We start from the raw sequence: 24,244 nt of genomic DNA, 5'->3' as shown, positions 1-24,244 counted from the left end.
CGCCGGTTGAAAACCCTACACATTTGCGCGCGCCGCGCGCGTTATCGCAGCCAGTCGCCGCGCGCCTTGAGCGATGGTTGCTTCACGCAATGGACGAACAGATTGCCGCACTAGGCTGGGCACTGCTAGCAAGAGCGCGACAGTTCTCTGTCGATGTTGCGTCTTCGAAATCTGCTTCCCAGGGTTGGCAGCGACGTGTCTCCTGCGTTGACACGTGGGCACGCTTGCCAACCGGAGCAGTCGACGGAGGACCGTCGCCGGGATCGACCGGCCTTCGCAGCGGGCACTGGAAAGCAACTGAACAATGACTCAAGCCACCCTCAATTCCGGTGAACCTCGGTGAGGTCGCTGCAGGAGTGCGGGAGCGCCGCCGTGACAGCACCCCACCGCGCGTTTCGTGGCGGCAATTCCTTGCATGCACCGATGCAATTCTTCGGCGTGGGCCAATGCGATGTTCTCACGTTGGCCTGCGGACAACTTTTGGCGCTTCTGGGAGCGTTGTTTGCTGAGCATGACCACCCTCGTCAACACAAAGGAACTCCCATGACCCACATTTCCGCTTCCGCCAAAACCGCGTCGATCCTCCTGGCCATCGCGCTGGGCCCTGGCATGGTCTTCGCCCAGACAGCCGGCCACGGTTCCGATCAGATGAAGAAATCGATGGAGTCGGGCATGAAGAGCATGCAGTCGATGTCCATGAGCGGCGACACCGACAAGGACTTCGCCATGATGATGAAGATGCACCACCAACAAGCCTTGGAGATGGCCAAGGTAGAGGCCGAGCACGGCAAGTCCCCCGAGCTTAAGAAGATGGCCGCCAAGATCATCAAGGACCAGACTCAAGAGATCGAGCAGCTGGACAAGTGGATGATGAAGAACAAGTGAGCGGCGTCGGGGTGTCCGTGCAATCCTTGACGGCGCTCAATGTGTGGACCGCCAAGTCACCTTGCCTCCCGGTAGACTGGCGGCATGTTGCTACACAAGGCACCCCGGCGCTGGATCGCGAGCTTGCTTGCGGCCGTGCTCGTGTGCCTGCAGTTGGCCACCGCCGCTTACGCTTGCGCGAGCCCCGGTAAACCTGGCCAGCCGATGGTTGCCATGCCAGACATGCCGGACTGCCCCGGGATGACGGAGCTTGACGACCAGTCGCCCCTGCTGTGCAAGGCGCATTGCGACCGCGACAAACAGTCCGTGAACACGGCACCCTTGGCAGACCCCGCTCCACTGCTTGCGATCGACTGGCTGCTCACCCGGCTGATCGTGTCGCACCCTGCAGCCGCCACCGAGGCGGATGCACTGCCGGCCATGATGGCCGCCCACACCGGACCTCCCCACGGAGCGCCACCGGTGTATCTCGCTTTGCTCGTTCTGCGCAATTGATCCCCTGAAGGGTCGGATGCCGCTGCACAAGGCAGCCGCATCCGTTCGTGTCTTCAGGCTGTGGGATCTTGTGGAGAACCGAGATGTTGAACTTCGTTGTGGCCGGGCGATTCCGCCGGCTGGTTGTCGCCGTGGCACGCCTTCGGCTGGCCCCGGTCGTTGTGGTGACCGCGGGTTGCGCGCTCATCACGCCATCCTGGGCGGGCACGTTGACCTTCCAGGACGCCTTGAACCTCGCGGAGCAGCGTTCGCCGACCCTGCGGGCGCGCCAGGCCGGCGTTGAGGGCGCGTACGAGGGCCTGAGCGCGGCGGGCCAGCTGCCCGATCCCAAACTCGCCGTCGGTGTCGAGAACTACCCCGTGACCGGCGTGGACCGGTTCAGCTGGAATCGGGAGTCGATGACCATGCGGCGCATCGGCGTGATGCAGGAGGTGCCGAACGCGGCCAAGCGCGCAGCCCAACGCGGCAGTGCCGAGGCCAGGGCCGAACGGGAACGCGCCATGCTGGAGGCCGAGCGCTTGTCTGTGCGCCGCGACGCCGCCGTGGCGTGGCTGGCGCAGCACTACGCCGAACGCAAACTCCAGGTCTTCTCTACGCTCGAGCGTGAGAACCAAGTTCTGCAGAGCACATTGGCCGCACGTATCGCTGGGGGCAGGGCAGCGCCTGCCGACGCTTTGATGGCCCGGCAGGAAGCGCTGGGTCTCGCGGAGCGACGGGATGAACTGCAAGCGGGCCTTGACCAGGCACGGGCAGCACTGGAAGGCTGGACCGGCCGCTTGGACGAGACCGATGCATCCACGCCGAACCTTCCCGTCGAGTCTGCAGCGCTCCTCCAGCGCGTGGAGCGGCACGCAGAACTCCTGCCTTCGGCAGCGATGTTGGCCATGGCCAGGGCGGAGATGGCCGAAGCACAAGCCTCCCGCCGTGGCGACTGGGGCTGGGAGGTGGCCTACGCGAACCGAAACCGAGCGTTCGGCGACATGGTGTCGTTTCAGCTGACCTTTGACCTTCCGGTTTCACCGTCCACCCGCCAGGAGCCACGGCTCGTCGCCAAGCGCAAGGAACTCGAGCGACTGGAGGCCGAGCGTGATGACGCGCGCCGACGCGTACAGGTCGATCTGCGCCAGCAGATCTCGGAGCTGCAGCGCCTCGAACGTGCCCTGGAGCGGCAGAAGGCCTCGGTGTTGCCGCTGGCGGCCGAACGGGTGCAACTCAGCCTGGCGAGCTACGAAGGCGGACGAGCCGACCTCTCAAGCGTGCTCGCCGCTCGCAAGGAGGCGGCCGAAGCCGGCTGGCGCAGCCTCGACCTCGAAGCCCAGCTCATGAGCCAGCGTGCTCGCCTGGCCTACCTGATTGCGGAGTGATTGCCATGAATAGCTACCTCAAGACTTCGCTGATCGCTGCAATCCTGCTCTCGCTGGGCGCCACGGCGGGCTATGGCGTCGCCACCTGGCGCGAAGAGCGCGGTGCCTCTGCGAGCAACCGCACGTCCGATGGCGGGGCCACGCCTGAAGGCCGCAAGGTCCTCTACTGGTACGACCCCATGGTGCCCCAGCAAAAGTTCGACAAACCAGGCAAGTCCCCCTTCATGGACATGCAGCTCGTGCCGAAGTACGCGGACGAGGTGTCCAGCACCGGTGTGGCCGTGGACCCGCGCGTGTCTCAGACGCTGGGCTGGCGAACCGCGACAGTGTCGAAGCAGCGCGTCGGTGGCGGTGTGCAGGCGGTGGGCACCGTTCAGCTGAACGAACGCGACGTCGCCACGGTGCAGGCACGCGCCGGCGGTTTCGTGCAACGGGTGGGAAGCATCGCCCCAGGGGACGTGGTCGCCCAAGGGGCATTGATCGCCGAGCTCCTCGTGCCGGAATGGTCTGCCGCACAGCAGGAATACTTGGCGGTCCGCTCGACCGGTGACGCTGGACTGAGCGCTGCCGCGCGACAGCGCCTGGTGCTGCTGGGAATGCCGGAGGCCAGCGTTTCGCAGCTCGAGCGCAGCGGCCAGCTGCAAGCCGTGGCCGCTGTGCACGCACCCATTGCAGGCGTGGTGCAGGAGCTTATGGTGCGCCAGGGAATGACCGTCACACAGGGCATGACGCTCGTTCGCATCAATGGACTGTCCACGGTGTGGCTCGAGGCCGCGCTGGCGGAGGTTCAGGCCTTCGCCGCCAAGCCTGGGCAGTCGGTTGAGGTGCAGCTGTCGGCGTTTCCGGGCGAGACGTGGCAGGGTAGGGTGACCGCCATCCTGCCGCAAGCCAATGCGGACACCCGGACGCTCAAGGTGCGCATTGAACTTCCCAACCCACAGGGGCGCCTGCGTGCCGGCATGTTCGCGCAAGTCCGTTTTGCGGGCGCAGAGGAGGAGGCGTTGGTGGTGCCAGGCGATGCCGTGATCCGCACCGGCCAGCGAGCGATCGTCTACGTGGTCACCGCACCCGGGCGGTATCAGCCGGTAGAGGTGCGCGTGGGCCGGGAGTTCAGCGATCGGCTGGAGGTGTTGCAGGGGTTGCAAGCGGGTCAGGAGGTGGTGACCTCAGGTCAATTCCTCATCGACTCCGAGGCCAGCATGCAGGGCGTGCTGCAGCGCCAGGCGCTGCCCGCGTCGGCCGTGGCGGCGCCAGCAGGTATGACGGCGAGCGCGACGTCCCCTGCGGCCTCTGCCAGTCCAACGGCCCATCAGGGCAGCGGCAAGGTGGTGGAACTGTCTGCCGCCGAAGTGACGCTGGACCACGGGGCGATCGCGTCGATGCAATGGCCGGCAATGCAGATGTCGTTCAAGTTGGCGCGACCCGACTTGGGTCGCGGAATCAAGACGGGAGACGCGGTGCGCTTCAGCTTCATCCAGTCGGGCGATGCATACGTGGTGCAAAGCTTGGAACGTGCGGGAGCCACCAAGTGATTGCCGCCGTCATCCGCTGGTCCGTCGGCAACCGGTTCCTGGTGCTGCTGGGGACACTTTTCCTGGCCGCGGCCGGCGTGCTGTCGCTGCGCTCGACGCCCATCGATGCGCTGCCCGATCTGTCGGACGTGCAGGTCATCATTCGCACGAGCTACCCCGGGCAGGCGCCGCAGATCGTCGAGAACCAGGTCACCTATCCGCTGGCCACGACCATGCTGTCGGTGCCGGGGGCGAAGACGGTGCGCGCGTATTCGTTCTTCGGTGATTCCTTCGTCTACGTGCTGTTCGACGACCGCACCGACCTCTACTGGGCGCGTTCGCGCGTGCTCGAGTACCTGAGCCAGGTGCAGAGCCGCCTGCCGGCGAGCGCGAAGCCATCGCTGGGTCCGGATGCGACCGGTGTGGGCTGGGTCTTCCAGTACGCGCTGGTGGACCGCAGTGGCCAGCACGACCTGGCGCAGCTGCGCGCGCTGCAGGACTGGTTCCTCAAGTTCGAGCTGAAGTCGGTCGCCAATGTGGCCGAAGTGGCCACCGTAGGCGGCATGGTCAAGCAGTACCAGGTGGTGCTCGACCCGGCCAAGCTGGCGGCCTACGGCATCACCCATGCGCAGGTGCGCGAGGCCTTGATGAACGCCAACCAGGAGACCGGTGGTTCGGTGTTGGAAATGGCCGAGGCGGAGTACATGGTGCGGGCGAGCGGTTTCCTGCAGTCCCTGGCGGACTTCAAGGCGGTGCCGCTTGCCGCCCGCGGTGGCGTGCCGGTGCGCCTGGGCGATGTGGCGATCGTGCAGCTGGGACCGGAGATGCGCCGCGGCATCACCGAGACTTCGATGGGCTGGGCGAAGCCGTCGGCGGTGTGGTGATCCTGCGCAGCGGCAAGAACGCCCAGGCGACGATCGCGGCCGTCAAGGAGAAGCTCACGCAGCTCCAATCCAGCCTGCCCAAGGGCGTTGAGATCGTCACCACCTACGACCGAAGCGACTTGATCGAGCGCGCCATCGACAACCTGTCGATGAAGCTCCTGGAGGAGTTCGCGGTGGTGGCCGCCGTGTGCGCCGTCTTCCTGTGGCACCTGCGGTCGGCCTTGGTGGCCATCATCTCGCTGCCACTCGGCGTGATGGCGGCGTTCCTGGTGATGCAATGGCAAGGGCTGAACGCCAACATCATGTCGCTCGGCGGCATCGCGATCGCCATCGGCGCGATGGTGGATGCCGCGGTCGTGATGATCGAGAACGCGCACAAGAAGATCGAGGCGTGGCAGCACGCCCATCCCGCCGACGACCTCAAAGGAGAGGAGCGCTGGGAGGTGATCACGCAAGCGGCCATCGAAGTCGGGCCGGCGCTTTTTTTCTCGCTGCTGATCATCACCTTGTCCTTCGTGCCCGTCTTCACGCTGGAAGCCCAGGAAGGCCGGCTCTTCGGGCCGCTCGCCTTCACCAAGACCTATGCGATGGCGGCAGCAGCCGGCCTGTCGGTGACGCTGATCCCGGTCCTGATGGGCTACTGGATACGCGGCCGCATCCCCGATGAGCAGCGCAATCCGCTGACACGCGGCTTGATCGCCGTCTACCAGCCCGCGTTGAACTGGGTGTTGCGCTGGCCGAAGCTGACGCTTGTGATTTCTGGCCTGGTCCTGCTCACGACGCTTTGGCCGCTGGCGCGTCTGGGGGGTGAGTTCCTGCCGCCACTCGACGAAGGCGATCTGCTGTACATGCCGACGGCGCTGCCCGGTTTGTCAGCACAGAAGGCCGCCGAGTTGCTGCAGCTGAGCGACCGCATGATCAAGACCGTGCCAGAGGTGGCACGCGTGTTCGGCAAGGCGGGACGTGCCGAGACGGCGACCGACCCCGCGCCGCTCGAGATGTTCGAGACCACGGTGCAACTCAAGCCGCGCAGCCAGTGGCGGCCTGGCATGACACCGGAGAAGCTGGTCGAAGAGCTGGACCGGACGGTGAAGATCCCCGGGCTCACCAACATCTGGATCCCGCCGATCCGCAATCGCATCGACATGCTGGCCACCGGCATCAAGAGCCCGATCGGGGTCAAGGTGTCAGGCGCCGACCTGCAGGCGATCGATCGGGTGACGGCGCAGGTGGAACAAGCCGCCAAGGATGTGCCGGGGGTCAGCTCGGCGCTGGCCGAGCGCCTGACCGGCGGCCGCTACGTGGACGTCCAGATCGACCGCGCGGCCGCGTCGCGATTCGGGCTCAACGTCAGCGACGTGCAGGCCGTCGTCGCCGGCGCCATCGGCGGCGAGAACATCGGGGAGACCATTGAGGGCCTGGCGCGCTTCCCGATCAACCTGCGCTACCCGAGAGAGCTGCGCGACAGCCCGGAGAAGCTGCGCAACCTGCCGGTGCTGACGCCAGGCGGCCAACAGATCACCCTTGGCACGGTGGCCCGCATCTCGCTGACCGATGGTCCGCCGATGCTCAAGAGCGAGAACGCGCGTCCGTCGGGGTGGGTGTATGTCGACGTGCGCGGCCGCGACATTGCCTCCGTGGTGGCGGACCTGCGGCAGGCCGTGGCCTCTCAAGTAAAACTTGAACCAGGCATGAGCCTCGCGTACTCCGGGCAGTTCGAATTCCTGGAGCGCGCCAATGCCCGTCTCAAGGTGGTGGTCCCCGCCACGCTCGGCATCATCTTCGTGCTGCTGTACCTGACCTTCCGTCGCATCGAGGAAGCCGTGCTCATCATGGCCACACTTCCGCTGGCCCTGACGGGCGGTGTGTGGTTCCTGTACGCGCTGGGCTACAACCTCTCGATCGCGACGGGTGTAGGTTTCATCGCACTGGCCGGTGTGGCGGCCGAGTTCGGAGTGGTGATGCTGCTGTACCTCAAGCATGCGTTGGACGACCGCGTGCGTGCCGGGCAGCCAGTGAACATCGGCATCCTGGTGGATGCCATCCGCGAAGGCGCCGTCCTGCGGGTGCGCCCGAAGGCCATGACGGTGGCTGTAATCCTTGCGGGCTTGCTGCCCATCGTCTGGGGCAGTGGCACAGGATCGGAGGTGATGAGCCGAATCGCCGCACCGATGCTCGGCGGTATGGTGACGGCGCCGCTGCTGTCGCTCTTCGTGGTGCCAGCGGCGTTCCTGCTGCTGCGGCGGAGGGGGCTGACGTCGGCCTAACGAAAGACTTGCGCTGGCGCAAGATTGTGCCTTCGGCTTGACCTTGCCACTGGGGCAAGCTTCCCAATGACGTTTCCACGATCCATCGGAGAGTCTCATGCCGCATGCCGTTGCCTTCCGCCTTGACGCAGATGCCCGGGGGCGTCAACTCAAGGGATTCAACTCTCGCGTGGAGATCATCTGGTTCGCGTTCCAGGGCAGCTTCGAGGCACCGGGCACGGCCGAGATCCGTTTCGCACACACGATCCCCGGGATGCTCGGCGGGGGAGGCACCGGCGCCGTCAACGGTGGGGTGATCGCCGCCGGGTTCGACGCGGCGCTCGTGCTGGCTGGCCTAGGGCACTACGAGACCGACGTTGTCGTGACCCTGGACCTGTCGGTGCAGTTCCTGGCGCTGGCGCGACCGGGTCCCGGACTGGTCTTCCGCGCGCACGTCACCCGTTCGGCCCGCCACTTCGCTTTTGTGCAGGCGGAGCTGGTCGATGGCGACCGCACGTTGGCGACGGCCAAGGGCATGGTCGCACCGCAGGCCACTCCGGCGGCGCGGAATGCGAGTTGAGCTGCGGGCGAGGTTCCCACTAGGCTTGTCGCCACAGACACCGCAAGGAGGCGCGATGATCTTCTCACCCCGCTGGAACCGCATGGTCTTCATGATCCACGTGACCACATCGGTCGCGTGGATCGGCGCAGTGGCTTGTTTCCTGGCGCTGGCGATCGTCGGCTACACCAGCCGCCATCAGCAAGTCGTCCAGGCCGCCTACATCTCGATGGACCTGATCACCTGGTTCGTGATCCTGCCGCTGAGCCTGGCGTCGCCGGTGAGCGGCATCGTGCAGGGGCTGGGCACAGCTTGGGGTCTGCTGCGCCACTACTGGGTGGCAGTGAAGCTTTTCATCACCATCCCGAGCTGCGTCCTTCTGTTGCTGCACATGGCCCCGACCAGCCGGTTGGCGGCCGCGTCTGTCGAGGGGGCGCTGGACGATCAGGGCGCGGCCAGCCTGCGCATGCAGATCATCGGCGACTCGGCAGCAGCGGTGTTCGTGCTGCTGATCGTCACAGCATTGTCGGTCTACAAGCCCAAAGGCCTGACGGCCGCCGGCGCCGCAGCGAAGGCCCGTCTGCGCGACACCCCGCGCTGGATCAATGTGCTGCGCTGGGTGGCGATCGTGGCGGGCGTGGTGTTCCTCGTAGCGCACCTGAGCGGCCATGGGCTGCACGCCCATGAGTGATCGGTCCCGACCGCTGCGCCACTGGCGTATCCACATCGGCCAGCGGCCACATGCGTGCTAGCGCGAAGCGTCGGATTCCAAGCGAAGTCTCCGAGTGGCTGAACGTGGTCAGCCCGCAGCGGCGGTGTAGCGCTCTCTAAATCCCAGTTGACGCGGTGACCGGCATCAGCCTCGTCGTACCGCGCATTGTCCTCCCGAGCTGCGGACAATCCGACTGGCGCCTTCCCCGTCGAACTGTCGGTCGTCGGCCCGAACTCGGCACCGGTCGGGTCGACGGTCGACAGACATGGCGGTCGCTGGGTCATGGCAGGAGGCTCCGTGTCGGGGGCTGCCTGCCTCATTGCGCTCGGTTATTTGCAGTCGGCGGCGCAGCTAAACGCGGTGTTCGTCGGCTGAGCCTGCATTCTCGGGATGTCGCTACTGCCAGAGGCGCTTCGCTTCTCGGGGTGATCTCGTTTTCGATGCAGCGCTGGTAGTCAAGCGCCTCGGGTAAACCCTTGAGGGGGTGATCTGAGCCGATGCTGGTCTTTGCGGTATCCGTCCCGGATACACCCTTGAAAGTGGTAGTCCTCACCGCTGCGCGTGATGACTGCTACTTTTAGGCTGTTTTGCGGAGTTCGACTAGTCACGAGACTTCGTGGAGCCAATCCCTTGGACATTGGCATGCTCGCGTTCAACAACGAAGTTCGGTGTCCAGCAGCATTGGTGAATAGCTTGGCCGAGCTGTCGGTCATGGTGTCGCGGTTGCGCGCCGAAAGTGCGCTCGCCAAGGTGCATGCCGAGGTTGCAAGATGCCTCGAACTCCGCAAGCAAGGGGAGGACAACATGGCCAACTTCAAACAGTCGAGGACCTGGTAGGCGGCATCAGCCTCATCTGCGTGCAGGAGTGCCTGCTCAAGGCGCTGCTTCAAATGTGCAATGGTCTTGGGCATACGTGCTCCGCTGATCTCCAGCCGGCTGCAAGGTCGGCTCAAACTCAGTCCTCATGTTTGTCGCGCGTCGCCACCGTGCCTTCAAAGAAATTCCAAGTTGGAATCCAGTGCCGTAGCGGCCGATTGCGTGATGAAGAACTCCCGGGAGATGCAGACATCTCAAGCGCGGGCTTGCATAGGCTGACCGTATCGCGCTAGTGTTCATGTATGGACCGTCCAATCGAACGAGCACTTCGGGGCGAACTTCCTCTACAGGATCTGACAGGCGACGAGCAGGAAGCCTATCTTGATCGGCTTGAAGAGCTTCAGCTTCAGCCTTCGGTGGTAGAGAGCGAATTCTTTGCCTCGCGGCGACGCAGCGGCGTTGGTGTCGGCTTCGATGATGAAGACAACCTGGTCTACCCGGCCACGATCGTGCGATGAAGCCAAGGGGCGTCTTGTCGAAGATCCTTTGCGAAATTCGCATCGCGGCGCGTGACGCACCGTTGATTTTCTTCGCTCCGCTGATCGGTGCACTGAGAGGAGTCCGTGCTGAATATGCACGTCTAGAACGTCAACGGACAGGACGTCGGCCTACACCCTGATCTTCCCTGGGCAGGGGTCTCTCAACTCGCCAACGAACGCTCAAAGCGCTGCTGCAGACCCGTAGTCGGTGCATCCAGGTATCGCAAGGCGGAATCCACATCCTTCCAGCCCACGTATGCCATCAGCTCTTTGATGTCCCACCCGCTTGACCGTGCCCAACCTGCGAAGCCACGCCGAAGCGAGTGGCTGGAATAGCTCTTGGCTTGATCGAGGCCCGTCTTCGCAAACAGGCCTCTCAACAGCGGAATCACGCTGGTGGGGCGCATCGATTCGTCGCTGATGTGCCCCCAGCGGTCGATCGCCGGGAATACCGGTCCAGACGTTCGTCCTAACAGTTTCACCCACTCGCTGTAGGCCTCCACGGCGCACAGCCGCGAAAGCGCCGGGCAATGAAATGTCCGGCCTTCGAATTCGCGGTCGCCTTTGCTGCGGGGCAGACGGCAAGTAAGCCATTTGCCGGCGACTACCTCCACGTCCTCGATCCGCACCCTTGTGAGCTCGTCTGAGCGAAATGCACGCCAGAACCCAAGCAGCAGGAGCGATCGATCCCGGGTGAGCCTGAGCACCTCCACTGGAGCGCCTTGCTGCAGCGCCTCCATCTGCAGGCCTTGTAGATGCGCGTTGACGCGATCCAACTGATCGAGCTCGAGCGGCCTGGCCTTGCGTTGAACTGACGTGTGCGTTGCCCGGATTCCCTTCAACACCTTGCGAACGATGGGCGTCCGCGTCGGGTCCGCAAACCCGTGGTCGGCATGCCAGCGGGCCAGTGCCGCCACACGCTGCCTGAGCGTGCTGATCGCGTGCTGAGGGGCGTAGGCGGCCAGGTAGCGCGCGACTGACTCGCTGGTGGCCGGCAGCAGACCTTGCCACTCCTGCTCAAAGTGTCGGATGCAAGCGGCATAGCTGCGCAGCGTGCTCTCGCGATCCGCGGCCTGCAGGTAATCGTCAACATCGCCAAGTGCCATGACGGCATTCTGGACCAGTCACGGAAAGCATCTCAATGCTTCTGGGTGTCGCTGTGGCCACGAAACGGATAGCGCAACTGTTCGGCATATCCGTGAGGGATCGGATCGCCCTCGATGCCCACTCGTCCAAGCGGAGACGAGGGCTGATAGAAGGTGCCGAACAAGTGGTCCCAGACAAGCCAGAACTCACCGAAGTTCACCTGAGCATCCTCAAATCTCTCCCGGTGATGCCATCGATGGAGTTCTGCAACACCGAGCAGATGACGCAGAGGACCGGCGCGGTAGTCGATGTTGGCGTGCTGAAACGCCAGGTGGACAGCGAGGATCGCGAACCACCCCCCTACCACTTCGGCGGGCGTACCCAGCACGCCGAGGAGGACCAAGCCCGGGCCTGCCATCAAGGCCGCGTGCAGTGGGTGCCGTCGCTCTCCGTTGAGCCAGTAGAGGCGCCGAGACGAGTGATGGATGCTGTGCATTCGCCAAAGAAAACCGTAGCGATGACTCAGGCGATGGACGACATACAGCGACAAATCCAGAGGCAGCCCCGCAAGGAACACCTGGGCGATGAATGGCCAATCGCTCGGCCACCACAAGCCCTCCCAACCGGCTGACGAGCGCAGCAGCACGAAGCCCACAACCGCGGCGTGCATCACGAGCAAGTTCACCACCGCATGGACGACGTCGGCCGCGAAATCCAAATCCGGTAACCGCCATCCCAGATTGAAGGGCATCGCGCGTTCGAGCCAGGCCACTACCACCAAGCCGCCCACAGCGACACCGATGAGCCACAGAAGCGGGACGCCTTCGAACGGTGCGCGCGACACACCGAGGATTACCAGCCCCATGACGGCTGGATATGCGCCATAGCGGGCCAGGGAAGGTATTGCCACAAGAACTCCTTTTCGACTCACGGAGTGTTTCCAAACCCCATCCAGCACGCTTGAACAAACGGGCTATTCGTGCATCGCTTGACTCTGTACCGACTACAGGGCATGCAATCCTCCATACCCTTCGCCGTCACCCATCAACCCAAGCACGCGCCATGAGCGACAACTGCACCGATGACGAGGCACACGACTTGGACGCAGGCCAAGCCTCTGACCGCCGGATCCTGACGTTCGTCTTGTTGATCAATCTTGGGCAGTCCCTGGCAGGGGTAGGTGCAGGCGTGTGGGCGTCTTCAACGGCACTCATCGGCGCAGCGCTTGACAATCTGGCCGACGCATCCGTCTACGGCGTCAGTCTCTATGCCGTGGGCCGGGCGCCGGTGATCAAGGTGCGTGCCGCCCGGCTCTCAGGCTGGTTGCTCATCGGCCTGGCGGTGTTGCTGCTCGTGGAAGTGTTGCGTCGATTCTTCGGGGGCGAGCCGCCCATCGGTCCGGCCATGATGGCCATGGCAGCCGTCAATGCGGCGCTGAACATCATCTGCCTACGCCTCTTGAAGCGCCACCGTGGGGAGGACGTCAACTTCAAGGCGTCCGCGATCTTCACGGGAAACGACTCGATCGTGAATCTGGCCATCGTCCTGTCCGGCGTACTGGTGATGTTCTGGGGATCAAACCTGCCGGACCTCGTGCTCGGCCTGGTGGTTTCGGTGATCGCAGCCAACGGTGGCCGGGAGATCCTCGCTGAGGCAGCCAAAGCCAGTGAGAAGACCGCCAAGGGGGGGCGACGCCGCTTGACTCCGTACCCACTTCAGGGTGTGCAATGCGGCAAACACGAATGGGCACATGATGAAAACTGATTCGACCCCTGCGCTCGAGAGCGCCACAAGCTCCGACGGCGCGAGCACCGTTTTTTGGATACCGAACATGGACTGCCGCCAGGAAGAGGCAGCCATCCGCGCACGGTTTGCCGAAGTTCCGGAAGTCCGGTCGCTGACCTTTGATCTCCCGCAACGACGCTTGACGATCGAACATTCGCTTGCAACACCTCAGCGGTTGTTGGGCGCCTTGACCGAGATCGGGATGGAGGCATCACTTGAGGTTGCTGCCGTTGTGCCAAGCTCCTGCGATTCCACCTGTTCTTCCGGCAGCGGCAGCTCGAGGCCAGCACCGTCGACAGACGTCTTCACCATCCCCAACATGGACTGCCGCAACGAGGAGGCGGCCATTCGGGCTCGCCTTGAAGTTCTACCCGACGTGGGATCCGCTGGCGTTCGACCTTCCCGCTCGCCGCCTGTCCGTTCAGCACACCTTGCCTTCGGCGAAAGCAATCCTCGAGCATTTGCACGCCATTGGCATGCACGCCCGCATGTCGGCAGAGGCCGACGCTGCATCTCCGGTGTGCGATGCGCAAGCTGGCTGTGCTCCCTGCGGCAAACCTGAGCCCTCGTTCGCGCCGGCAGCCAGTGGCAACACGACCCAGTTCGTGATCACGAACATGGACTGCCCGACCGAGGAGGCGCTGATCCGCAAGCACCTGGCGAAGCTGCCCGGGGTGGACCGACTCGAATTCAATCTGATCCATCGCCGCTTGGGCGTGCAACACCGTCTCGGCGATCCGGCACCAATTCTGGACGCCTTGCGCCATATCGGCATGCAGGCGACGGTTGAACGCGAGGCGGGATCCAGTTCGAACGGGCAGGCGATTTACCTGATCGAGAAGATGGATTGCCCGACCGAGGAAGCCTTGCTGCGCAAGGCGCTCGAAAACATGCCTGGCGTCAGCGCATTGCAGTTCGACCTCATCAGTCGGCGGCTGACCATCAGCCATACGCTGCCGGATCCTGCTCCGATCGCGGCGGCAATCGAACAATTGGGCATGTCGCCACTCCTGCAGGACAGTCAAAGGCCGGCACCAGCAGTCACCAGCGAGTTCGGGACCGGAATCTCCAAAGCTCAGTGGGCCCGCATGGGGGCGGCCGGGGTGCTTGCGATCGGCGCAGAAATCTTGGCGTTCTCCGGCCTGGGCGAGTCGTCGCTGCCGGTGGTGTCTGCCGCGCTTGCGGCCATTGCACTGGGCGGCCTGGCGACGCTGAAAAAGGGTTGGATTGCGCTGCGCACGCTGTCGCTGAACATGAATCTGCTGATGACGATCGCCGTCATTGGCGCTGCGCTGATCGGCCAGTGGCCAGAGGCCGCGGTGGTGATCTGGCTGTTCGGCATCGCAGAAATGATCGAGGCGTTGAGCCTCGATCGAGCACGCAACGCCATTCGCAAGCTGATGGATCTGGCGCCCGAGACGGCCCTTGTCAAACAACCCGACGGGCGCTGGGAAGAGGTTCAGGCAGAGGCGGTGCCTCTGGGAGCGCTGGTCCGTGTCCGGCCGGGCGAGCGCATCGCGCTCGATGGGGTGGTGGCATCGGGGGCCTCGTCGGTCAACCAGGCGCCGATCACGGGCGAGAGCATGCCGGTCGAGAAGAACCCTGGTGACACCGTCTTCGCCGGCACGATCAACGAGCGCGGGACGCTGGAGTTCGAGGTGCGCTCGCGCAAGGGCGAGACGACGCTGGACCGCATCGCGCGTTCGGTGCAGGAGGCGCAGGGTCAGCGCGCGCCGACCCAACGCTTCGTCGACCGCTTTGCAAGCGTCTATACCCCGATCGTTTTCGCGTTGTCGATCGCCATCGCCGTCATTCCGCCACTCTTCTTCGGTGCGGCGTGGTTCGACTGGGCCTACAAGGCGCTGGTGATGCTGGTGATCGCCTGTCCCTGCGCGCTGGTGATCTCCACCCCGGTCACGGTGGTGAGCGGCCTGGCTGCGGCGGCTCGCCGCGGCATCCTCGTCAAGGGCGGCCTGTACCTAGAACAGGGGCGCCTCCTGCGTGCGGTGGCCCTCGACAAGACCGGCACGTTGACCCACGGTCGACCTGCGCTGACGGACACGGTGCCCTTGGCCACCCTGTCCGAGGCGCAAGTGCTGCGAGTCGCCGCTAGCCTGGATGCCCTGTCAGAACATCCTGTGGCCACCGCGATCGTCGCCGGGTATGGAGACCAGCCGCATGCAGCGGTCCAGAACTTCGAGGCCTTGGCAGGCCGCGGCGTCAAGGGCGACATCGACGGCCAGCGCTACTACATCGGGAACCACCGTCTAGCCGCTGAGTTGGGTGTGGCGACGGAGTCGGTACGGGCGTTGCTCGACAAGTTGGAGAGCCAGGCAAAGACTGCGGTGGTGCTCGCCACTGACCAGCAGGCGCTCGCCGTCCTCGCGGTCGCCGACACGGTGCGAGACAGCAGCAAGCAGGCGATCGCCGAGTTTCAAACGACTCGGGGTGGAGCCGGTGATGCTGACCGGCGACAACCGCAAGACGGCTGAGGCCGTCGCCGCGCAGGTCGGCATCACCGACGCTCGCGGCGACCTGCTGCCGCACGACAAGCTTGAGGCGATCGAGAAGCTGGCCGCCCAGGGGCCAGTGGGCATGGTGGGCGACGGTGTCAACGACGCGCCAGCACTCGCCAAGTCGAACATCGGCTTCGCAATGGGAGCAGCCGGCACCGATACCGCAATCGAGACAGCAGATGTGGCACTGATGCAGGACGACCTGCGCAAGCTCCCCGAATTCATCGCGATGTCGCGCCGCGTGGGTGGTGTGCTCAAAGCCAACATTGCGTTTGCCATCGGCACCAAAGCGGTCTTCATGGTGCTTGCCTTCACGGGCCATGCCAGCTTGTGGATGGCCATCCTTGCGGACATGGGTGCGAGCCTGGTCGTCGTCTTCAACGGTCTGCGCTTGCTGGGCCGTCACGCCACACCCACCGATCGTTCTCATGTCGAGTGAGCGCGGCGTGCGCCTGGGTTTCCTGCTGGCCGCCCTCGTGCTGGCGGCAGACGTGATCACGAAGGTGGTCGTCGTGGCTCAGGTCGACTTCGGCGCATCCCACGAGTGGCTGCCCATGCTGAACATCGTGCACGTGCTCAATCGTGGAGCGGCGTTCAGCTTTCTGCACGACGCGGGCGGTTGGCAGCGGGGCTTCTTCATCGCCATCGCGCTCGTCGCATCCGTCTTTCTCGTCTTCATGATTCGGCGCGCTGAAACCTCCCGTATGGAGCGGGTCAGCTTTGGCCTGATCCTCGGTGGTGCGTTGGCGAACATGTTTGACCGCATCGTGCGCGGCGCCGTGGTGGACTGGATTGACGTCCATTGGGGACCGCATCATTGGCCAGCGTTCAACATGGCGGACGTCGGGATCAGCATCGGCGCGTTGCTGTTGGTGGCTCACGGGTTCTTGGGCAAGAAACAGTTGCGCGAAGCCAATGGATGAGCTGGGGATTTCCAGCCGGCCGTTGCTGATCATGGGCCGAGGCTGGGCCGTCTACGCCGGCCCGCTTGAGCCCGGCCGCCCACATCGACACCAGGCGACGCAGCTTGCTTGGTGCGGAGACGGCACGTTGCTGCTCGAGGGTGCCTGGGGCGCACTCGAAGCGCCGGGGCACGCCATCCAGGCCGGCGTGTCTCATCGTCTGGTCGCATCCCAGCCGGTGCGCATGGTGTTCGAAGACCCAACCCTCCAAGCGGCAGCGTACTCCACGAGCCCTGCGCCGGCCGTCGCGGCGATGACCGAAGAGCAGGCCGCTCATCTTGAGCAGCAGTTGAGTCGATGGCTGCAAGGCCCGCAATTGCCGACGGCGCACAGTCCGTCGCACCCCGCCGTTCCCCGCTGGCAAAGTGTTCTCCATTGGCTGGAAGCGGCGCTGGACGGGCCCCTGCGCGCGAGCGATGCGGCCCAAGCTGTGGGGCTCTCCCCCTCACGCTTCATGCACTGGTTCGCCGAGATGTCGGGGCTGTCATTTCGAGCTTATGTTCGTTGGTTGCGGCTGCAACGTGCCGTGCGTGTCCTCGCTGACGGGTCGACGCTTACCGACGCCGCTCACCTGGCCGGTTTCGCGGACAGCGCGCACCTGACGCGCACCTTCGTTGCCACTTTCGGTGTGCGCCCCGCACCACTGCGCGCAGCACGCATCGTTTGCGATGACCGATCCAAACCGCCGCTCACGGTCCAGGGTTGGTCACTGACCGGCGTTGCCTAGGGGCTGCCTCGATATAGACCCGCTTTTGATGGTAAAGGTTGCGCTGCTTGGCATCGCGATTTCTGCCCCTTCGGCCGGTACCGGATCGCCTTTGGATCCTTGATCCTTTTGACTTCCTCAGCAGGTTGGATTTCCTGGTCAGCCTGAGGTCGCCGACGTCTCGGGGCAGTCGATCACGGTCGGTGACTTGCGGGCCAAGCGGCGGGCGTTTCGACAAACGAAATGTTTCATCGGAGTGCTTGACTCTGTAGCCAGTACAGCGATTGCAATACGCGGGATCCATCAGCGACTCGGCTGATCAAGCGCACCAAGCAACCTTCACTGCACCTAGGAGACACCCATGCACACCATTCGCCGCAGCGCTGCTTCGGTTTGGCCACCGGCCACAGAGTTCGGCAGGAGGCTGATCCGCGCAACGCTTCTCGCCATGTCGATCGTCTCGTTCAGCGTCGCGGCAAAGGTGCCCGTTGGCGTGGAAGCCCCCGATTTCACGCTCGACGCGCTGAGCGGCGGCAATGTTCGGTTGCAGGATCTGCGGGGTCGGGTGGTGATGATCAATTTTTGGGCGACCTGGTGTGCGCCATGCCGCCTCGAAATGCCCCACTTGGTTCGTCTCCAAGAAAAGTACCGTTCAGCCGGGTTCATCCTCCTCGGAGTCAACATCGACGACGACCGAAAAGTCGGTGCGGCGACGGCCGAACGCATGGGCATCAAGTTTCCACTCCTCTTCGACACCGACAAGAAGGTCACACGGATTTACGACATGGGCGCAATGCCGGCTACCTTGATCGTCGACCGCAAAGGCCGCGTCCGGTTCTCTCACCTCGGCTACGAGTCCGGAGTCGAGGCGATCTACGAGAAGAGCGTCCGCGATCTTCTAAAAGACTAGGAACGGGTCTGTTTTCCGGCCAGCAAGGCGTTGAAACTGAAGCCGAACAGCGCTGCCAGAAGCACGATCAACTGGGCGCCCATGGTCTGCAATGTGGGGTAGATGCCAAGGACCGGCATACGCAAGCTGCCAGCCGGCGTGGCGTTGAGCCACCCGGCTTCCTGCAGGCCCGAGATGCCTTTGCCGGCCAGCACGACGGCCAGTACAGCCACCAGGATGGAGCTTCAGCGCGAAGAACTTGCCGATCGGCATGCGGGCGCTGGTACGCAGGAAGATGAAGGCGATGACGGCGAGCAACACCAGCCCCACCGCCAGGCCGGCCAACAGTGCCGAGCCATGCCCATCGGCCGCGAGTGCCGAGAAGAAGAGCACGGTCTCAAACACCTCGCGGTAGACCGCGATGAAGGCCAGCAGGAAGAGCGCCCAGGCAGACCGCTGCGTCAGCGCCGCCGAGAGCTTGTCGCGCAGGTAGGCTTGCCAGCGGCCGGCGCTGCTCTTCTGGTGCATCCACAGGCCCACCGACAGCAGCACGACCGCCGCAAAGAGCGAGGACAGGCCTTCGGTGACCTCGCGGCTCGCACCGCTGATGCCCACCACGTAGGTGGCGATCGCCCAGGTCACCCCGCCGGCGGCCAGCGCAGCGATCCAACCCCCATGTACATAGCGCAGCGCCTCTGGCCGCTCTGCTTTGCGCAGGAACGCGATCATGGCGACGACGATCAGCAAGGCCTCCACGCCTTCGCGCAGCAGGATGGTCAGTGCTGCGACGAAGCTGGTGGTGGCGTCCGCCCGTCCGGCACTGAGTTCGCTCTCCACCTGCGAGAACAGCTGGTCGAGTTCGCGCGCCTTGGTCGCCACGACTTCTGCTTGCTTGCCCGAGATCGCTGAGCGGTAGAGCTGCATGTTGCGCTCCACGTCGACCAGCAGATCCTTGTTGCGTGATTCCAGGGCGGCCTCCAGTGGCTCGAAACCGTCCAGGTAGGCCGAGAGCGCGAGCCGGGTGGCCTCGGTCCCGTTGCCGCTCTCGAAGGCCTTCAAGCTCGCCTGCATCTGCGCCCGTGCGAGGGGGATGCCGGCCAACTGGTTGCCTGCGAAGGCCTGCGGCTGGCTGCGGGCGAATGCCAGCAGGTCCGCCGCTGGTTCCCGGCCCAGGCGCTGTGCCAGGGCGTTCTCCGAGGTGGTCGTCACGGCAGCCAGGTCCGGCAACGCAGCACGGGCCTTGGCGTCGTTTTGCGCCAGGGTGGCGCCACGTTCCTTCGCGCCAGCGTCGAAGGACAGCGACCCCACGTAGAACGCGAGCGCCCAGCGGTCCTGCTCCGGCAGCGTCTTGAATGACGGCATCGAGGTGCCTTCAACACCCTGCGACGTGACCTGGTAGAGCGCGAGGATCGAGCGGGCGCGGGCGCGTTCCTTGTCGGTGAAATCGATGGGCTTGGGCTCGAGCTGCTTGGCGGCCGGGCCGTCGCCACCGCCGGCAGTACCGTGGCAGGTGGCGCACTGCGCTTGGTAAAGGCGTTGGCCTTGAGCAAGGTCGGGTGCGGTGCGCGGCGAAACCGGGATCGGATAGGCGGCGAGCAGCAGGTTGCCGGCCTGCTGGGCAAGGTCGGCGACCTTGTCGGGTGCAGCCTTCTGCAGCACCGCCTCGCGCAGCTGGGTGGCCAGCGTCACGAGCTGCTCACGCGACGCATGGGGTGGCAGTGCTTTCGACTGCGTCAGCGCGCTGTCGCTGAACTCTCGCATCTCCTGGTATTCGACGTCGCTGATGACGGCACCGTTGGAGACGGCACCGCTGTAATCGACAGCCACGTAGTCCAGCAGTTGCCACAACTGACGAACTTGCTGCTCCTGCCCCGCGGGCAGGTCCGCTGCCAAGGCGCCGCCAAGGAAGGCGAAGGCGGTGATCACGAGGGCGAAAAGCAGGCGGCAAAGGGATGCGTTCATGTTCCAGGGATAGACAATGATTCTCATTCCGGATTGGAAACCCTGTAGCGGGTATAAAGTCAAGCCCTTTCCAGAAGCGAGGTCCTCATGAAGATCGGCGAGTTGGCCACCCACACCGGAACTCAGGTGGAAACGATCCGCTTCTACGAGCGCGAAGGCCTGCTGCCGGCGCCGTTTCGCAGCGCAGGCAACTATCGTGTTTACGAGGATCCGCACGTCCATCGGTTGGCCTTCATCCGCCAATGCCGGGTGCTCGACATGACGCTCGACGAGATCAGAAAGCTGCTCGACTTCATCGATGCACCAGAAGAAGATTGCGGCGAAGTGAACGGTTTGCTTGACGAACACATCGAGCATGTCGCTCATCGCATCCGGGGCTCAAGGTGCTGGAACGCGCGCTGCGACAACTGCGCGGTCAATGTGGCCTGGCTCGGCAGGCCAAGGACTGCGGGATCCTCGGAGAGCTGAAACGAAACTCGGCCCAAGCTGCGAGTGACAGCAACAGGTCGCACGTGGGCGCAACCCATGCCCGTCGCAAAGCGGCGAGCGTGAAGTCGAGATAGCCAATCGCCTAGCGGGCCCAGGTCGAATCGAACTCCATGGTGGTGCACCCGGGATCGCTCGGTCACGACAGGCAGCCGGCTGCGCCTCCGTGCGTGCGCTGCGTTGGGCACCCCGAATGCTGGGGGTAAGGCACCCAACAGGAGATCCTATGCCTCAGTCCGATCCCAAGGCGAAACAAGCACCCGTTCGCTCGCCTGCACCGGCCCAACCCACAGATAACGAGCGCAAGCCGGATGGGACGGGAACCCCGCTCTCCAAACAGCCCCTTGCGCCATCTTCTGGACAGTCTGGCGCGAAAAAGGGGTAGCGGCGCCGAAACTGCAGATGACAGGTTTGTCATCTGCCTGTTCGAATCCGGACAGAAAGAGATTCGTAGAGTCGCGGCGCGTCAGCGACAGCGAAAGGCAGCTCCATGAGCGTAGATCGGTTGCCCGAGGACAACTACGGTGTCCGGGTGATGTGCAAGGACGACCGGGTTAGATTGCTTTGGTTGGCCAACGAGGTCGGAGAGGACGCACTGCGAAACAGCGTGCGCAAGTACCAGCAGCGCTTCATCGGCACCATGCCCTATGTGTCCAAGATGCTGCGGTGGCACCGGCTCGAGGTTCCACCGGAGGTGTGCGTTCCTCAGCACGTCCGCTAGTAGCGCAGAGACAGCTCAGGCGGGTGACCCGTCGTACCCGCATTTCACCCACTCAATAAGGATGCTCACATGAAGCGCGCTCTATTCATCGCTCTTTCAACCCTGGCAGCGGGGTCAGCACTCGCCCAGAGCAATGTCACCATCTATGGGCGTCTCAACGAGACCATTGAGCGCGAAAAGGTTGCTGGAAACAGTCGCACCGTGGTCAACGACAACGCGTCTCGCTTGGGGTTCAAGGGTTCGGAAGACCTTGGGGGCGGCCTCAAGGCCAACTTCCTGATCGAGCACCGCTTTCGCCCTGACACCGGCACAGCCGCCGGTGACTTCTGGTCTGGCGACAGCTGGGTTGGCCTGTCGAGCAACTACGGTGACGTGCGCCTTGGCCGCATGATCAGCACCGCCTACTTTGCGACAGCCGACTACGTCAGCTATCACAACCACGATACTGGCTCTTCGTCTGATGCTCTGTACAACCTCGGCTTCCAGAGCTGGTACACGAAGAACAAGATCGCGTACAAAACTCCTTCGCTGGCTGGCGCCACCGTTGAGGCCAGTACGGCCTGCGCGAGACCAGCGTCGCTCCGGCCTCCGACCGGAACAGCAATGGCTTTGAACTCGCCGCCAACTACGGCGTCGGCGACCTCGCGCTTGGTCTGGCTTTCACAAAAGACGGTGAAGACAAGCAAGTCGCGGTGCGTGGCCAGTACACGATGGGCGCCTTCACGCTCGGTGGCTACTACCAGCGCACCGGCTTCAAGGACATCTACGCAACGGGTGGCAAAGCCAACATTTTCCGCCTGGCCGGGATGTACACACTGGGCGCTTCTGAGTTCCACGCCAATGCCGGCTTGGCTGGCAAACGTGACGGCATTGCCGACAGCGATGCGCAGCAGTTCACCGTGGGCTACAACTACAACCTCAGCAAGCGCACCAAGGTCTACACCTACTTCACCAAGATCAACGCCGAAGCTGCCACCGGCTACGTCGCCGACTACAGCTCACTCGCCCTGGGCGTTCGCCACAACTTCTGATCGACCCGATCGGCGAAAGAACAAGGGGCCGGTCGGAAGACTGGCCTTTTTCTTCGCAGCTCTGTTGAGCCTGCGCGCCTATGACAGCAGCCTCGGTCTGACAGCGAGACCAACGGCGAGGGTCCGAGCTGGCCTGCTTGAACTCCTTCAGTTCGTCGTCCAACGACGTGATCGCGAGCTGGTACAGGATGGCGTTTTGTGCGAACGCCGCACGCTCGCGGTCGAGGTCAACTGTGTTGCCATCCAGGTTGGTCTGGGCAGGCTGTACGAACTGTGCGAACTCGAGCGTGCTTCTCGGAAGGCTCACATCCGCGGAAAGGTGCTGAGGCGATGTGGCCGCCAGGGGTGTCGGGGGCATGGCGCGAGTGGCTTGCTCTAGCGCAGCGGAGAAGTCCATGTCCCGCGCTCGATAGTGCGGCGTGTCTGCGTTGGCGATGTTGCTCGCGAGCAGCGTTTGCCGCTGAGCTCTGAACAGCAAGGCCTTGGCCTTCCAGTCGTCATCCGGGGCGCTTGCCGCTCCAGCTCCGGTGGAGCTCCGGTCGAATCGAATCGGACATTGAGGTTAGGCTGCGGCCGAGCCGCGGCGCGAGGCCACTGTGTCAGGCCCACTCTATGAGACTGCCACGCACGGCAGGCGGTCTGCCAGATGACAAATCCGTCATCCAGGCGAGGCAAGCCCGCCGACCTCCGGAGCACACGCGCCAGACCAGATGCTGGTGGCCAAGACAAGCACCAACGGCCAGGCAAGGAATCTCACCTTGTCGTGAAGCACCGAGGTCGTCAGCCAATGCTCCGGCCATCCAAAACACTTGTCGTTTCTAAACAGCTGACTGACCCAACCGTCCAATCCGCTGTCATCCTAGAGGATCACCAGCACCATCGCAGCCACGAGGCCGACGACGTCGCGCGGGCACTCTTGTCCGGTCGTCGGGCGAGAGGCGACCCGCTATGCACCGGACCGCACCCGGTGAGTCAGGCGGCAAGCGTCATCGAGTGTGGTCATGCAAGGCTGGCGCCAGCAGCGATTTAGATTCCTAGCGTGCCTTGCCGCAGTTCGGGCAGAAGCTTGTTCCTTGCGCGAGCGTGGTGTTGCAGCCCAAGCACTGGGCTGGCGTCAGCGCCGATCCACACTGACTGCAGAAGCGCCCACCAGCGCTCGCGAGTGCGCCGCATTTCGAACACGAAAGGCCGCCGCCCGCAGCTTGTTGTGGCATCGGGCTCGGGATGTTGCCGTATCCGTGCCCACCGCCGTGATGTCCGCTGCGATGGTGGCCACCTCCATGCGAGCCGGCGACGCCGCGCAAAAGCTTTTCGAACATTCCCATTTGGTACTCCTGTCAGACGGTGGTGGTGATCGGTTGTTCTCATTGGAAAGTCTCTTGCCCATATAGATTCAAGCGCTCACAGGCATGGCGCGCGCAAATGACAGGTTTGTCGTCTGGTTGTTCGGAAGCCGACAGAAAGTGCTTCGTAGAGTCGCCCAAGGCAAGCGCGCTTCAGACGCGGCCGGAGACAAAAGGCGGCTCATGAGTGTGGATCGACTGCCCGAGGACAACTACGGTGTTCGGGTCACGTGCAGAGACGACCGGGTACGCCTGCTTTGGTTGGCGAACGAGGTCGGTGAAAAACGCCTGCGCGACAGCGTGCGCCACTACCAGCATCGGTTCATCGGAACCATGCCCTACGTCTCCAAGATGCTGCGATGGCACAGGCTGGAGGTACCCCCGGAAGTGTGCGTGCCGAAGCACGGCCCGCAATCGTCTCGACCAACCCTTTGATGCCCGCACGGCTCACGCCTAGCTGACCGCGTTCGGAATCGAGGTGATCGTGCGCTGCACGTACTCGACGAGGATCGAGACCATCCAGGGCCCGGCGATCAGCAAGGCAACGACGGCGACGATCAACTTGGGCACAAAAGACAGCGTCTGCTCGTTGAGCTGGGTGGCGGCCTGAAACACGCTCACGATCAAGCCAATGCCCAGGACGGCCAGCAGCACCGGCGCGGCGATCAACAAGAGGATCTCGAGGCCTTGCTGGCCGATGGTGAAGACCTGTTGAGCGTCCATGGCACCTGCCTTCGCTGGATGAG

Annotated in this window: 19 protein-coding genes and 5 pseudogenes; 17 read left to right on the top strand and 7 right to left on the bottom strand. The window is 64.0% G+C overall.

Annotated elements, in window-relative coordinates:
- The first annotated feature begins 372 nt into the window (after positions 1-372).
- From LRS03_RS04800 to LRS03_RS04760, 9 genes and pseudogenes are all read left to right on the top strand, one after another.
- Positions 373-885 carry a DUF305 domain-containing protein gene (locus LRS03_RS04800; RefSeq protein ID WP_257824171.1) on the top strand — a complete coding sequence of 171 codons (513 nt, stop codon included), beginning with the start codon at positions 373-375 and terminating at the stop codon, positions 883-885.
- 84 nt (positions 886-969) lie between these two features.
- On the top strand, positions 970-1,380 hold the full coding sequence (locus LRS03_RS04795; RefSeq protein WP_257824169.1) for a hypothetical protein: 411 nt from the start codon (positions 970-972) through the stop codon (positions 1,378-1,380).
- An 83-nt stretch (positions 1,381-1,463) separates the two neighbouring features.
- Positions 1,464-2,744 (top strand): TolC family protein, encoded by a 1,281-nt coding sequence (locus tag LRS03_RS04790; RefSeq protein ID WP_257824168.1) that lies wholly within the window; start codon positions 1,464-1,466, stop codon positions 2,742-2,744.
- A gap of 5 nt (positions 2,745-2,749) precedes the next feature.
- On the top strand, positions 2,750-4,276 hold the full coding sequence (locus LRS03_RS04785) for an efflux RND transporter periplasmic adaptor subunit (protein WP_257824165.1): 1,527 nt from the start codon (positions 2,750-2,752) through the stop codon (positions 4,274-4,276).
- A pseudogene (locus LRS03_RS04780) lies at positions 4,273-7,406 on the top strand (efflux RND transporter permease subunit). The gene LRS03_RS04785 and the pseudogene LRS03_RS04780 overlap by 4 nt, the downstream one beginning before the upstream one ends.
- Positions 7,407-7,503: 97 nt before the next feature.
- The gene (locus LRS03_RS04775; RefSeq protein WP_257824163.1) at positions 7,504-7,965 is read left to right on the top strand and encodes a PaaI family thioesterase; all 462 of its coding nucleotides are present in this window, start codon (positions 7,504-7,506) and stop codon (positions 7,963-7,965) included.
- Positions 7,966-8,020: 55 nt separating this feature from the next.
- Positions 8,021-8,635, top strand: coding sequence for a hypothetical protein (locus LRS03_RS04770; RefSeq protein WP_257824161.1), 615 nt, complete (start codon positions 8,021-8,023; stop codon positions 8,633-8,635).
- Between the two features lie 651 nt (positions 8,636-9,286).
- Positions 9,287-9,493, top strand: coding sequence for a hypothetical protein (locus LRS03_RS04765; protein ID WP_257824159.1), 207 nt, complete (start codon positions 9,287-9,289; stop codon positions 9,491-9,493).
- Positions 9,494-9,774: 281 nt separating this feature from the next.
- Positions 9,775-9,990, top strand: a complete 216-nt coding sequence (locus LRS03_RS04760; RefSeq protein WP_257824157.1) for a hypothetical protein — start codon at positions 9,775-9,777, stop codon at positions 9,988-9,990.
- Between the two features lie 182 nt (positions 9,991-10,172).
- On the opposite strand, the gene LRS03_RS04755 is transcribed toward LRS03_RS04760, so the two are convergent.
- Together LRS03_RS04755 and LRS03_RS04750 are read right to left on the bottom strand one after the other, a co-directional pair.
- Positions 10,173-11,117, bottom strand: coding sequence for a tyrosine-type recombinase/integrase (locus tag LRS03_RS04755; RefSeq protein ID WP_257824155.1), 945 nt, complete (start codon positions 11,115-11,117; stop codon positions 10,173-10,175).
- 32 nt (positions 11,118-11,149) lie between these two features.
- Complete coding sequence (locus LRS03_RS04750) at positions 11,150-11,962, bottom strand: sterol desaturase family protein (RefSeq protein WP_257824153.1); 813 nt, start codon at positions 11,960-11,962, stop codon at positions 11,150-11,152.
- A gap of 197 nt (positions 11,963-12,159) precedes the next feature.
- Between LRS03_RS04750 and LRS03_RS04745 the strand changes: the two genes are divergently transcribed.
- Both LRS03_RS04745 and LRS03_RS27020 read left to right on the top strand, forming a co-directional pair.
- Positions 12,160-12,861, top strand: coding sequence for a cation efflux transmembrane domain-containing protein (locus LRS03_RS04745; protein ID WP_257824149.1), 702 nt, complete (start codon positions 12,160-12,162; stop codon positions 12,859-12,861).
- Positions 12,848-12,985 (top strand): annotated as a pseudogene (locus tag LRS03_RS27020) (hypothetical protein); the annotation flags it as partial. The gene LRS03_RS04745 and the pseudogene LRS03_RS27020, both read left to right, overlap by 14 nt.
- 65 nt (positions 12,986-13,050) lie before the next feature.
- On the opposite strand, the gene LRS03_RS27015 reads toward LRS03_RS27020, so the two are convergent.
- On the bottom strand, positions 13,051-13,230 hold the full coding sequence (locus tag LRS03_RS27015; RefSeq protein WP_489739932.1) for a hypothetical protein: 180 nt from the start codon (positions 13,228-13,230) through the stop codon (positions 13,051-13,053).
- Here LRS03_RS27015 and LRS03_RS04740 point away from each other — a divergent pair.
- From LRS03_RS04740 to LRS03_RS04725, 4 genes and pseudogenes are all read left to right on the top strand, one after another.
- Positions 13,202-15,837: pseudogene (locus LRS03_RS04740) on the top strand (heavy metal translocating P-type ATPase). The gene LRS03_RS27015 and the pseudogene LRS03_RS04740 sit on opposite strands and share 29 nt — an antisense overlap.
- Entirely contained in the window at positions 15,827-16,321 is a 495-nt protein-coding gene (lspA, locus tag LRS03_RS04735; RefSeq protein WP_257824147.1) for a signal peptidase II, read from the top strand. The pseudogene LRS03_RS04740 and the gene lspA overlap by 11 nt, the downstream one beginning before the upstream one ends.
- Positions 16,314-17,087: a helix-turn-helix transcriptional regulator gene (locus tag LRS03_RS04730; protein WP_257824145.1), complete on the top strand. Its 774-nt coding sequence runs from the start codon at positions 16,314-16,316 to the stop codon at positions 17,085-17,087. Before lspA ends, LRS03_RS04730 begins: the two co-directional genes overlap by 8 nt.
- 340 nt (positions 17,088-17,427) lie before the next feature.
- Positions 17,428-17,976 (top strand): peroxiredoxin family protein, encoded by a 549-nt coding sequence (locus tag LRS03_RS04725; protein WP_257824144.1) that lies wholly within the window; start codon positions 17,428-17,430, stop codon positions 17,974-17,976.
- Here the strand turns inward: LRS03_RS04725 and LRS03_RS04720 are convergent.
- Positions 17,965-19,917 carry an FTR1 family protein gene (locus LRS03_RS04720; RefSeq protein ID WP_489739925.1) on the bottom strand — a complete coding sequence of 651 codons (1,953 nt, stop codon included), beginning with the start codon at positions 19,915-19,917 and terminating at the stop codon, positions 17,965-17,967. The genes LRS03_RS04725 and LRS03_RS04720 overlap by 12 nt on opposite strands.
- Before the next feature lie 87 nt (positions 19,918-20,004).
- Between LRS03_RS04720 and cadR the strand changes: the two are divergent.
- Positions 20,005-20,480 (top strand): annotated as a pseudogene (cadR, locus tag LRS03_RS04715) (Cd(II)/Pb(II)-responsive transcriptional regulator).
- A gap of 713 nt (positions 20,481-21,193) precedes the next feature.
- A pseudogene (locus tag LRS03_RS26765) lies at positions 21,194-22,155 on the top strand (porin).
- Here LRS03_RS26765 and flgB read toward each other — a convergent pair.
- The 3 genes from flgB to fliQ all read right to left on the bottom strand — a co-directional run bounded on the left by flgB (position 22,082) and on the right by fliQ (position 24,221).
- The gene (flgB, locus tag LRS03_RS04700; RefSeq protein WP_257824142.1) at positions 22,082-22,633 is read right to left on the bottom strand and encodes a flagellar basal body rod protein FlgB; all 552 of its coding nucleotides are present in this window, start codon (positions 22,631-22,633) and stop codon (positions 22,082-22,084) included. The pseudogene LRS03_RS26765 and the gene flgB sit on opposite strands and share 74 nt — an antisense overlap.
- A 556-nt stretch (positions 22,634-23,189) precedes the next feature.
- Entirely contained in the window at positions 23,190-23,369 is a 180-nt protein-coding gene (locus LRS03_RS04695) for a double zinc ribbon domain-containing protein (RefSeq protein ID WP_257829409.1), read from the bottom strand.
- A gap of 582 nt (positions 23,370-23,951) precedes the next feature.
- Positions 23,952-24,221: a flagellar biosynthesis protein FliQ gene (gene fliQ / locus LRS03_RS04690; RefSeq protein WP_257824141.1), complete on the bottom strand. Its 270-nt coding sequence runs from the start codon at positions 24,219-24,221 to the stop codon at positions 23,952-23,954.
- Between the last annotated feature and the right edge of the window lie 23 nt (positions 24,222-24,244).

The sequence above is a fragment of the Rhizobacter sp. J219 genome (genome assembly GCF_024700055.1).
Taxonomy (GTDB): Bacteria; Pseudomonadota; Gammaproteobacteria; order Burkholderiales; family Burkholderiaceae_C; genus Rhizobacter.
The sequence above is the reverse complement of the archived record's forward strand: the minus strand, read 5'-3'. Positions and strand labels throughout refer to the sequence as shown.

What these genes read in the sequence shown, in the direction of transcription:
- LRS03_RS04725 (WP_257824144.1), top strand. Translation starts at nt 17,428, where the DNA reads ATGCACACCATTCGCCGCAGCGCTGCTTCGGTTTGGCCACCGGCCACA.
- LRS03_RS04750 (WP_257824153.1), bottom strand. Translation starts at nt 11,962, where the DNA reads ATGGGGCTGGTAATCCTCGGTGTGTCGCGCGCACCGTTCGAAGGCGTC.
- LRS03_RS04755 (WP_257824155.1), bottom strand. Translation starts at nt 11,117, where the DNA reads ATGGCACTTGGCGATGTTGACGATTACCTGCAGGCCGCGGATCGCGAG.
- LRS03_RS04745 (WP_257824149.1), top strand. Translation starts at nt 12,160, where the DNA reads ATGAGCGACAACTGCACCGATGACGAGGCACACGACTTGGACGCAGGC.
- LRS03_RS04795 (WP_257824169.1), top strand. Translation starts at nt 970, where the DNA reads ATGTTGCTACACAAGGCACCCCGGCGCTGGATCGCGAGCTTGCTTGCG.
- LRS03_RS04695 (WP_257829409.1), bottom strand. Translation starts at nt 23,369, where the DNA reads ATGCCACAACAAGCTGCGGGCGGCGGCCTTTCGTGTTCGAAATGCGGC.
- LRS03_RS04730 (WP_257824145.1), top strand. Translation starts at nt 16,314, where the DNA reads ATGGATGAGCTGGGGATTTCCAGCCGGCCGTTGCTGATCATGGGCCGA.
- LRS03_RS04775 (WP_257824163.1), top strand. Translation starts at nt 7,504, where the DNA reads ATGCCGCATGCCGTTGCCTTCCGCCTTGACGCAGATGCCCGGGGGCGT.
- fliQ (WP_257824141.1), bottom strand. Translation starts at nt 24,221, where the DNA reads ATGGACGCTCAACAGGTCTTCACCATCGGCCAGCAAGGCCTCGAGATC.
- LRS03_RS04790 (WP_257824168.1), top strand. Translation starts at nt 1,464, where the DNA reads ATGTTGAACTTCGTTGTGGCCGGGCGATTCCGCCGGCTGGTTGTCGCC.
- LRS03_RS04720 (WP_489739925.1), bottom strand. Translation starts at nt 19,917, where the DNA reads ATGAACGCATCCCTTTGCCGCCTGCTTTTCGCCCTCGTGATCACCGCC.
- lspA (WP_257824147.1), top strand. Translation starts at nt 15,827, where the DNA reads ATGTCGAGTGAGCGCGGCGTGCGCCTGGGTTTCCTGCTGGCCGCCCTC.
- LRS03_RS04785 (WP_257824165.1), top strand. Translation starts at nt 2,750, where the DNA reads ATGAATAGCTACCTCAAGACTTCGCTGATCGCTGCAATCCTGCTCTCG.
- LRS03_RS27015 (WP_489739932.1), bottom strand. Translation starts at nt 13,230, where the DNA reads ATGGCCGCCTCCTCGTTGCGGCAGTCCATGTTGGGGATGGTGAAGACG.
- LRS03_RS04770 (WP_257824161.1), top strand. Translation starts at nt 8,021, where the DNA reads ATGATCTTCTCACCCCGCTGGAACCGCATGGTCTTCATGATCCACGTG.
- LRS03_RS04760 (WP_257824157.1), top strand. Translation starts at nt 9,775, where the DNA reads ATGGACCGTCCAATCGAACGAGCACTTCGGGGCGAACTTCCTCTACAG.